The organism is Clavibacter michiganensis subsp. insidiosus (genome assembly GCF_002240565.1).
Lineage (GTDB): Bacteria > Actinomycetota > Actinomycetes > Actinomycetales > Microbacteriaceae > Clavibacter > Clavibacter insidiosus.
On sequence record NZ_MZMO01000001.1, the window covers coordinates 3,150,120 to 3,159,694 of the forward strand.

At 76.7% G+C, this 9,575-nt stretch carries 8 protein-coding genes; 5 read left to right on the forward strand and 3 right to left on the reverse strand.

The window, feature by feature from the left end; translation table 11 throughout:
* Positions 1–20: 20 nt before the first annotated feature.
* From B5P21_RS15235 to B5P21_RS15255, 5 genes are all read left to right on the forward strand, one after another.
* A complete protein-coding gene (locus tag B5P21_RS15235; protein WP_045526379.1) occupies positions 21–482 on the forward strand; it encodes a phage holin family protein in 462 nt (153 codons plus the stop codon).
* Positions 483–708: 226 nt separating this feature from the next.
* Entirely contained in the window at positions 709–1,953 is a 1,245-nt protein-coding gene (locus tag B5P21_RS15240) for a glycoside hydrolase domain-containing protein (RefSeq protein WP_094171348.1), read from the forward strand.
* Between the two features lie 93 nt (positions 1,954–2,046).
* A complete protein-coding gene (locus B5P21_RS15245; protein WP_045526375.1) occupies positions 2,047–3,465 on the forward strand; it encodes a serine hydrolase in 1,419 nt (472 codons plus the stop codon).
* 36 nt (positions 3,466–3,501) lie between these two features.
* Positions 3,502–3,897, forward strand: coding sequence for a hypothetical protein (locus tag B5P21_RS15250; RefSeq protein WP_045526373.1), 396 nt, complete (start codon positions 3,502–3,504; stop codon positions 3,895–3,897).
* On the forward strand, positions 3,890–5,722 hold the full coding sequence (locus tag B5P21_RS15255) for a DUF2207 domain-containing protein (protein WP_052663160.1): 1,833 nt from the start codon (positions 3,890–3,892) through the stop codon (positions 5,720–5,722). Before B5P21_RS15250 ends, B5P21_RS15255 begins: the two co-directional genes overlap by 8 nt.
* 11 nt (positions 5,723–5,733) lie before the next feature.
* Here B5P21_RS15255 and B5P21_RS15260 read toward each other — a convergent pair whose 3' ends face one another.
* The 3 genes from B5P21_RS15260 to B5P21_RS15270 are packed head-to-tail and all read right to left on the reverse strand — an operon-like array spanning position 5,734 to position 9,572.
* Positions 5,734–7,170: a salicylate synthase gene (locus B5P21_RS15260; protein WP_045526372.1), complete on the reverse strand. Its 1,437-nt coding sequence runs from the start codon at positions 7,168–7,170 to the stop codon at positions 5,734–5,736.
* A gap of 10 nt (positions 7,171–7,180) precedes the next feature.
* On the reverse strand, positions 7,181–7,870 hold the full coding sequence (locus B5P21_RS15265) for a 4'-phosphopantetheinyl transferase family protein (RefSeq protein WP_094171349.1): 690 nt from the start codon (positions 7,868–7,870) through the stop codon (positions 7,181–7,183).
* Positions 7,863–9,572, reverse strand: a complete 1,710-nt coding sequence (locus tag B5P21_RS15270) for a (2,3-dihydroxybenzoyl)adenylate synthase (RefSeq protein ID WP_052663159.1) — start codon at positions 9,570–9,572, stop codon at positions 7,863–7,865. The genes B5P21_RS15265 and B5P21_RS15270 overlap by 8 nt, the downstream gene beginning before the upstream one ends.
* Positions 9,573–9,575: the final 3 nt, after the last annotated feature.

Below are 9,575 nucleotides of genomic sequence, written 5' to 3' on the forward strand. Positions count from 1 at the left end.
CACGAGAGAAGAGACGCACCATGACCGACGACGACAGCTCCTCCCGCGGCGGCTGGCTGGGCGGGTCCTTCGCCCAGAAGGCCATCGACCCCCTGCTCCGCGCGGTGCGCGCGGAGATCGACTCCGCCAAGCGGGAGATCGGCGAGCGCGCCCGGTCCGCCCGCTCGGGCGCCATCATGCTCGGCGCGGGCGTCGCGCTCGCGCTCGTGTCGCTGGGGCTCCTCGCCGCGGTGATCGTGGCGCTCCTGCTGCTCGCGCTGCCGCTGTGGGCGGCCACGCTCATCACGCTGGCGCTGTTCGGGATCGCGACCGCGGTCGTCGTCCGGCTCGGCCTCGCGCGGCTCTCCCGCGGGGTGCCGCCCGTCCCGTCGGACACGCTGCACCACGCGCGCGACCGCATGCGCCCCAGCGCTCGGGGCGCGGGCGACGACGAATCCGACGGACCCACCGGTCCCGCGGGACCCGTGCCCGCCGACCGCTGACGCCCACCGTGTCGCACCGCGTCGCGCCACCCGCCGCCCGCCTCCCCTGTGGACGCCGGGCGGCGTCGCGCGCCGGTCTGACGTACGGTGACCATTCACGCCCGCTCGGCCCGGCGGCACCACGCGTCGCCATTAGGCCGTCGGACAACCGCAGACCGCCATCCACCGGAACCATCGCCCGCCATGCGGGCGGTCTGCTCGGTGGTCCGGCATGGGAGGCACACCGATGAACCAGTCTCGAAGCACCGTCCTGTCACGACGCTCCGTCCTGGGCGGCGCGCTCGCCGCCGTCCCCGTCGCCCTCGTCGCCGCGGGTCCCGCGCACGCCGACGAGGCCACCACCCCCGCGACCCCGATCCCCGAGGTCCCGCTCGCGTCGAACGGCCGTCCGGTCGTCCGCGACATCCAGAAGCAGCTCGTCGCGCGCTACGGCGCCCGCACCGGCTTCCCGGCCGTCACCACCGACGGCGTGTGGACCGGCGACTCGCACAAGGCCCTCATCCACGCCCTCCAGCTCGAGATGGGCATCGACGAGGCCACCGCCAACGGCGTGATGGGGCCGCTCACCCGCACGACGCTGCAGAAGCAGGCGACCCTCACCGTGGGATCCGCCGACACCACGGGCTACCTCGTGCACCTGCTCCAGGCGTCGCTCGTGGTCATGAGCACGTGGGACGGGCCGGTCGACGGCACCTTCTCCGCCGAGCAGGGCGTGCGCATCTCGCAGTTCCAGCGCACGGTGGCCCTCCCCGAGACGGGCCGCGGCGACTACCGCACGTGGGCCGCGCTGCTCGCGAGCAACGGCGACCCGACCCGTCCGGGCAACGCGGCCGACGGCATCACCGTCATCACGGCCGCGCGCGCGAAGACGCTGAAGGACGCCGGCTACACGATCGTCGGGCGCTACCTCACGAACTCCGACCGGCCGGACGCGCTCGAGAAGCGCATCCAGGACGGCGAGCTCCAGGCCATCTTCGCCGGCGGCCTGAAGGTGATCCCGATCTTCCAGGAGGGCGGCACCGACACCACGTACTTCTCGTACGACCTCGGGGTGCGCGCGGCGGGCCGGGCCGACGACGCGGCCCGCCGCCTCGGCTTCCTGCCGGGCACGCCCATCTACTACGCGATCGACTTCGACGCGACGGGCGACGAGGTCGAGACGTACCTCGAGCCGTACTTCCGCGGGATCCACGACGAGCTCCGCCGCCGCGGCAGCGCCTACCGCGTGGGCGTGTACGCCGGCCGCCGCATCTGCTGCACCCTCGCCGCCGCGCACCTCACCGAGCTCAGCTACGTGGCCGACATGTCCACCGGCTGGGGCGCGAACCTCGGCGTGAAGATCCCGGAGAACTGGGCGTTCGACCAGATCCTCGAGCACACGATCGGCGCGGGCGACCAGGCGTTCGACATCGACACGAACGTCGTCTCCGGCCGCGACGCCGGTCAGAGCCGGGTCGAGCCGCGCGGCTGATCCGACCGCGGTACGACACGACGAACGGGGCCGCCCGGACGATTCCCCCTCCTGGGGGACGCCCGGGCGGCCCCGTTCCTGTCGGATGGACGCATGCCTGCGTCACCGCTTCGACCGACCCGCCGATCCCGCCCCGCGCGCGCCGCGACCGCCCTCGTGATCGCCGCCGTGGCCGCCCTCCTGGCCGCGTGCTCGGCGTCGCCCGCGGATCCCGCCACGTCGGCGCCCGTCGCCGAGCCGGTGGTGCTGCCGGGATCGCCCGTCGGCCAGCAGGCGCAGTGGCTCCTCGACACGGTGAACTCCGATGACGCGGTGCCCGTGCAGGAGACCGGCGAGCGCCTCGCGCAGGTGATGCTCGACGCGGCCCCCGCGGAGGACCTCGCGGCCGTGCTGGAGCAGGTGCACGCCGGCCGCCCGTGGACCGCGACCGGGCACGAGGAGCAGGGCGGGCAGTCCGTCACCACGATCGCGAGCGCGGCGGGCGGCACCTTCGACATGCAGGTCGCGGTCGACGACCAGGGGCTCATCGAGGGCTTGTTCTTCGGCGAGCCGGAGGGCGATCGCGAGCCCGCCGCGAGCTGGGCGGAGCTGGAGGAGCAGGCCGCGGCGCTCGGCGGCGACGTGTCGCTCACGGTCACGCGCGCATCCGGCGGGGAGCTGGGCGAGCGGATCCTCGAGGTGCTGCCCGACGGCGTGCGGGCGACGGACGCGCGGCCCATCGGATCCATCGTGAAGCTCTACGTGCTGGGCGCGCTCGTGCAGGCCGTCGAGGAGGGCCGCATCGGCTGGGACGACCCGCTCACCGTCACCGACGACGTGCGCAGCCTCCCCTCCGGCGAGCTGCAGGACGCCCCCACCGGCACCATCGTGAGCGTGCGCGACACCGCCGAGAAGATGATCGCGATCAGCGACAACACGGCCACCGACATGCTCGTCCAGGCCGTCGGGCGGGAGCGCGTGGAGGCGGCGCTCGCGGACCTCGGCCACTCGGATCCGCCGCGGAACGTGCCGCTCATGACGACGCGCGACCTGTTCCGCGTCGGCTGGCAGGATGACGGCGCGCTCCGCGAGGACTGGGCGGACGGGGACGCGGCCGAGCGGCGCGCGCTGCTCGACGGGCTGCCGGGCGGGATGCTCGACGTGCCCGTCACCGCGCTCACGGACGTCGTGTGGACCGAGGGCGCCGACTGGTTCGCGACCCCCGATGACATCGCCCGCGCGCACCTGCGCCTCGCCGAGCTCGCGGCGACGCCCGCCGGGGAGCCCGTGCGCGGGATCCTCGCGGCGAACCCGGGCCTGCCCGAGCCGGAGCGCTTCGACCACGTGGCGTTCAAGGGCGGCAGCTCCGTGGGCACGCTCGCGCTCTCCTACCTCGTGGAGGACGGGGACGACGCGTGGACCGTGGTCGTGCAGGCCGCGGCGCGCGAGGCGTCGGGGCTCGAGCGGCAGTCGGCCTACTCGGGCCTCGCCGCCGACGCCGCGGCCCTGCTGGCGGCCGGATCCCGTGGTTGACTCCGAGTGCGGCGGGGGCCGCGCGAGGGGAGCACGATGACGAGCGCTGACGCATCCGGCACCGGTGGTGAGGGCGGCAGGGACGATGCCGCTGCCGCCGAGGTCCTCGAGGCGCTGCTGGACGCCGGCCCGCGTCGGCCCGTGAGACGGGCGGCGCGTGCGATCGGCACCGTCGCGCTCACGGTCGTGGGCCTGGGCGGGGACCTCGCCGGTCTCGGCCGGGAGGCGCAGCTCGTCGTCCGACGGATCGACACGGGCCGGGAGGTCCTGCGCACGGACGCCGGCGACCTCGACGAGGCGGACCGGCTGCTGCAGCGGGTGCGGCTCGACCTCGAGACCCGGAGCGTCCGCGACTTCGTCGCCGAGTGGCGGCTGGTCGACGCGGGACCGGAGACGGGATCGGGAACGAGCACGGGGGCGACCGGTGCGTGAGCGCACGCGGGACGTCACGCGGATCCGCCCGGGCCGCATCGACCGTGGTGCCCGGATCCGCCTGGCGCTCGTCGCCGCGCTGCTGACCGCGTTCGCGATCCCGCTCGGGCTCGCCGCCCCGGCGCACGCCGACGTGGACGACTTCTCGTTCCGCTCGTTCGACGCCGTCTACCGGCTGTCGGCCGACGCGGACGGCCGCTCCGTGCTCCGCACCACCGAGACGCTCGTGGCCGAGTTCCCCGACCGGGACCAGAACCGCGGGATCCGCCGCGAGCTCGTGCGCGACTACGACGGCCACCCGACCGGGCTCCGCGTGCTCTCCGTGACCGACGGCGCCGGGGCTCCGCGCGCCTACGAGTCCGAGACGGACGACGGCGCGCTCGTGCTCACCATCGCCGACGACGACCGGTACGTGCGCGGCGAGCAGACCTACGTCATCGAGTACGAGCAGCACGACGTGACCCGCGCCTACGCGGACACGGACGCCGACGAGTTCTACTGGGACGTCAACGGGCTCCGGTGGGCGCAGCCGTTCGGGCGCGTGTCGGCGACCGTGGAGATCGCGCCGGAGCTCCTCCCCCGGGTCACGGGTGGCGCGGATGCGGCGGCGGGTCCCGCGGGCGCGGACGGGCCCGCGGAGATCACCCGCACGGACGCCGGCTTCCAGGCGAGCGCGACCGATCTCGGCCCGCGCGAGAACCTCAGCCTCTCCATCGGCTTCGAGCGCGGCACGTTCACGGCGCGCGACTCCTCGTTCCTCGCGGCGCCGTGGCCGGCGCTGTCGCTCGCGGGAGCGCTGCTCGCGCTGGCCGCCGCCGCGGGCGCCCTCGTCCTCCGTCGCCGCCGCCTGTCCGACGCGCCCGGCCGCGGCACCATCGTCGCCCAGTACGACCCGCCGGAGGGCATCGGCGTGCTGGTCTCCTCCGTGATCTCGGGGAACGTCGCGCGCGCCACCACCGCGCTGCTGCTCGACCTCGCGGTGCGCGGCGCCGTGCGGATCCTGGAGCGGGACGGCGGCCGGAAGCCGGCGTTCTCGCTGGAGCTCGTGGACCCGTCGCGCGTCACCGACCCCGACGAGCGGCGCTTCGTCGCCGCGGTGTTCGGCGACGGCGCGGGGGCCGGCGCGGTGAAGGAGCTGAGGGGCACCGACACGAAGGTGGCGACGCGGATCCAGGCGCTCCTGGCCGGCGTGCGGAAGCACACCGTGACGGACGGGCTCCGCAGGCCGCTGCCGGTGGGGCCCATCGTGCTGCTGCTCGTCGTGGCGGGGCTCGGCATGGTCGCGGCGATCGTCTTCGCGGTGCTGTCGCTCGTCGGCGCGTACGGCGGCCCGGTCGTGATCGCGATCCTCGTGGCAGCCGTGCTCGCGACCGGGGCGAGCGTCGCGCTCGTCGTGAAGCACCCGCTCACCGAGCGCGGCGTGGCGCTCCGCGACCACCTGGCGGGGCTCCGCCTGTTCATCCGGTTGGCCGAGGCCGACCGGATCCGCGTGCTGCAGTCGCCCGACGGCGCCGAGCGGCAGGACCTCCCGCGCGACGACCGCGACGCGCTGCGGCTCACCGAGGAGCTACTGCCGTACGCGGCCGTGTTCGGCCAGGAGCGCGAGTGGGCCGACGAGCTCGGCCGCCGCTACGAGCACGAGCGGAGCCGGCCGGGCTGGTACGCCGGGCAGACCCCATTCTCGCCCGCCGTGTTCGCGGCGAGCCTCGGGTCGGTGTCGTCGAGCATGCACGGCACGTACTCCGGCTCGAGCTCGAGCGGCGGATCCACGGGAGGCACGACCTCCGGCGGCGGCGGTGGAGGAGGCGGGGGCGGCGGGGTCTGAGCCCGGGGACGTCACCGGCCGGCGGCGGCTCCCCGCGGGGCACGGGCGCGCGCGCCGCCCCCGTCCGCCGACCCCGCCCCGCGGCCGGGTTCGCGCGCGCGGACGACGTGGTCCGCGATGCTCGCCAGCTTCTCGCGCGTCTCCTCGAGCTCGCGCGCCGGGCGCGACGCCCCCATGACGCCCGCGCCGGCCTGGAGCCACGTCGCGTCCCCGCGCCGGAACAGCGTCCGCAGAACCAGGGCCGCGTCGAGCGCGCCGTCCGGGTCGATCCGGAGGACCGCGCCGGCGTAGAGGCCGCGGTCGTGCCCCTCCAGCCGGCGGATGAGGTCGAACGCGGCGCGCTTGGGGACGCCCGAGGCCGTGACGGCCGGGAACAGCGCGGCCAGCGCATCCCAGGACGTGAGGCCCTCGACGAGCTCGCCCGCGACGCGGGAGGCCAGGTGCTGCACCGTGCCGCGCTCCTCCACCACCATGAACTCCTCGACGCGCACGCTGCCCGGGCGGCACACGGGCGCCATCTCCTCGACCGCGAGCTTCACCGAGACGGCGTGCTCGTGGATCTCCTTCGCGTCCGACAGGAGCTCCTCGCGCAGCCGCCGCGACTCGACGGGGTCGGCCACGAGCGCCCGCGTGCCGGCGAGCGGCTGGGTGCGCACGGTGCCCCGGGCGTCCACCGCCACGACGATCTCGGGGCTGAAGCCCACCGCCTCGACCCCGCCGAGGCCCAGCAGGTAGGAGCGGGCGGGCGTGTTGGCCCGGCGCCCCCGCACGAAGGTGGCGGGCAGGTCGACCTCGCCCGCGACGGGCACCCGGCGCGACAGGACGACCTTCCGGAGCTCCCCCGCGTGGATGGCGGCGATGCCCGACGCGACCGCCGCCAGGTAGCGCGCGTGACCCTCCTCGGGGTCGGGGACGCCGGGGCGCTCGTGCGCGGGCGCGAGGGCGGCGAGGTGGGCGGCGGGGTGGGCCGTGGGCTCGGCCGCGCCGAGGATCCGCGCGACCAGTGCCGCCTCGCGCGCGTCCCCCGAGCGGATGGTCGCGCGGCCGTCCGCGATGGTCACCTCCGTGCGCGGCAGGATCACGTGCAGGAGCTCCCCCGCGTCCACGGCGACCGGCATGCCCGCATGCGCGCGCGCCAGCTCGAAGGACGCGGTGCCGTAGGCGCGCCCGCGGCCGGGGCCGAGGCCCGCGAGCAGCCGGTCCACCTCGCGCAGCGGCTGCTCCCGCCACGGCACGACCACGTCCTCCTCCCCCGCGACGCGCAGGCGCACGACCCGACGGTCGACCATGACCTCCGCCCACGCGCCGATGGCGCACGAGAACCGCCCCGCCTCCTCGAGGATCACGTGCGGCTCGTCGCGGAAGGCGCGCCCGAGGTCGGCGGCGGCGCCGAGCGGGTCGCGGGTGATCCGCAGCTCGGCGGCGCGGGTGACGGGGGCTGCGGGCATGGGGACTCCTTCAGGCGGGGCGGGGGACGGCGGACGGGACGCGGGGCACGGCGAGCCACGCGCACGTGAGGACGAGGCCCTCCGCGACGCGCCAGCTGCCGCGGTAGGCGGGGAACGGGACGGGGCCGGGCGCGCACCGGCGGGCGGTGAACGCGCCGCCGGGGTGGAGCGTCACGTGGAGGTCCGCGAAGCCCAGCCACTCGCGGTACCGGGCGTAGTGCGCCTTGCCCACCGACTCCTTCGCGCTGAAGAGCACGCAGTCCGCGTGCACGTCGGCGCCGAGCGGCGGATGCGGGTCGAGCTCGCCCGCGAGGCCGACGACGTCCCGGGCCTCCCGGGGCAGGGGCGCGTGCGGCTCGGCGTCGATCCCGATGGTGCGCAGCGCGTCGACGCCCGCGACGACGGCGGCCCGGTAGCCCGCGCAGTGCGTGAGGCTGCCGACCACTCCGCGCGGCCAGACGGGATCGCCTCCCCGGCCCTTCGGGATCGCGACGGGGGCGGCGCCCGGCGCGTCCCCGTCGAACGCGGCGAGGGCCGCGAGGGCCGTGCGGGCGCAGGCCCGGGTCGCCGCGAACTCGCGCCGGCGCGACGGCACCGCGCGGGCCACGGCGCCCGCCTCCGCCGGATGCAGGGGGTGCTCGCCCGCGGGACCGCGCTCCTCCGCCAGGACGGCCCCGGCGGGGAGGATCGCGTCAAGCACGGTCCCCGTCGGCGTGCGCGTCCGTGCCCGGTCCCGCGGAGAGCAGCGCCGCGATCCGGGCCTTGTCGACCTTGCCCACGGCGGTGAGCGGCAGCGCGGGCAGCGCGACCACGCGGTCCGGGTGCTTGTACGCCGCCACCCCGAGCGACCGGAGGTGCGCGACGACCGCGCGGCGATCCGGGGCGGGCCCGGCGCAGGCGAGGACCGCGACGGCGCGTTCGCCGAGGTCGGGATCCGGCACCGGCACCACGGCCGCCGCCCGCACGGACGGCATGGCCAGCAGGTAGCGCTCGACCTCCGCCGCCGCGTACTTCTCGCCGCCGCGGTTGACCTGGTCCTTCGCGCGTCCCGTGACCACGACGTGCCCCGACGGGAGCCGCCGCACGACGTCGCCGGTGCGGTAGAAGCCGTCGGGCGTGAAGGCCGACGCGTCCGCGTCGGGGGCCGCGTGGTACGCGCGGAGCGTGCACGGCCCGCGGGTCTCCAGCTCGCCCTCGTCGCCGTCGGCCGCGAGGGATCCGTCGGCGGCGCGCAGGCGCAGCAGGTCGTCGGGGCTGGTCGGGCGCCCCTGGGTGCTCCAGCGCAGCTCGGGCGGATCGTCGAGGGCGGTCATGCAGACGAGCCCCTCGGCCATCCCGTAGACCTGCTGGAGCGTCGCCCCGAGCGCGGGCTCCAGGGCGCGCGCCGTGACGTCGTCGAGCCGGGCGCCGCCGACCTGGACCACGCGGAGGCTCGAGAGGTCGGCGGTCGCGTGCGCGGCCTCGTCGATCCACGCCCGCGCCAGCGTGGGGGTCAGGGCCACGTGCGTCACGCGCTCGCGGGCGACGAGCGCGAAGGCCGTCGCGGGATCCGGGTCGGGCGCGACGACGACGGTGCCGCCCGCGTCCAGCACGCCGAGCACGCCGGGGCACGCGAGGGTGAAGTTGAAGGCCACGGGCAGCACGGCCAGCAGCACCGAGCCGGGACCGACGCCGGCCGCGCGCGCCGCCGCCCACGCGTTGTAGGAGTACTCCGCGTGGTGGCGCGGGATGAGCTTGGGCAGGCCCGTGGTGCCGCCCGAGTGCAGGAGGAGCGCGAGTCGGGGCGCGCCGTCGGGCGCGACCGGGTCGAGCCCCGGGCCGGCGCCCACGTCCTCGCGTCCGAGCTCGCGGATCCCCTCCCACGTGAGCGCGCCCGCGAGGCTCCGGGGCCCGTGCACGATCACGAGGTCGAGCCCGGGGCAGGCCGCGCGCACCCCGGCGGCGAGGTCCCGGCCGTCGTCGCGGCCCACGCGCTCCGCGACGACCATGCCGCGCGCCCCGCTGCCGGCCGCGAGGTGCGCGAGCTCCATGAGCCGGTGGCCGGGCATCGCGTGGACGGGCACGGCGCCGGCGCGCACGAGCGCGGACCAGGCGATGACGAAGGCGGCGCCGTCGGCGAGCTGCAGCAGGATCCGGTCGCCGGGCCGGACGCCCGACCGGATCAGGCCGCGCGCGGCGAGGTCGACCTCGGCGTCGAGCTCGGCGTGGGTCCAGCGCCCGCCGGCGCCGACGAGCGCCGTGCGGTCGGGCACGCGGGCGGCGCTCCGCCGCAGGATGCCGTCGAGCCGCGCGTCCGGCTCCCGTCCGGCGGCCCGGGCGGCCCGGCCCATCGCGTCGACCCAGTCGGCGCATCCGCCACCGGGCCCGTGACCCGGGCGCTCCGCGTGCTCGCGCTCGTGCATCCG

Coding starts and splice junctions, on each gene's coding strand:
- B5P21_RS15245 (WP_045526375.1), top strand. CDS start 2,047: ATGCCTGCGTCACCGCTTCGACCGACCCGCCGATCCCGCCCCGCGCGC.
- B5P21_RS15260 (WP_045526372.1), bottom strand. CDS start 7,170: ATGCCCGCAGCCCCCGTCACCCGCGCCGCCGAGCTGCGGATCACCCGC.
- B5P21_RS15240 (WP_094171348.1), top strand. CDS start 709: ATGAACCAGTCTCGAAGCACCGTCCTGTCACGACGCTCCGTCCTGGGC.
- B5P21_RS15235 (WP_045526379.1), top strand. CDS start 21: ATGACCGACGACGACAGCTCCTCCCGCGGCGGCTGGCTGGGCGGGTCC.
- B5P21_RS15250 (WP_045526373.1), top strand. CDS start 3,502: ATGACGAGCGCTGACGCATCCGGCACCGGTGGTGAGGGCGGCAGGGAC.
- B5P21_RS15270 (WP_052663159.1), bottom strand. CDS start 9,572: ATGCACGAGCGCGAGCACGCGGAGCGCCCGGGTCACGGGCCCGGTGGC.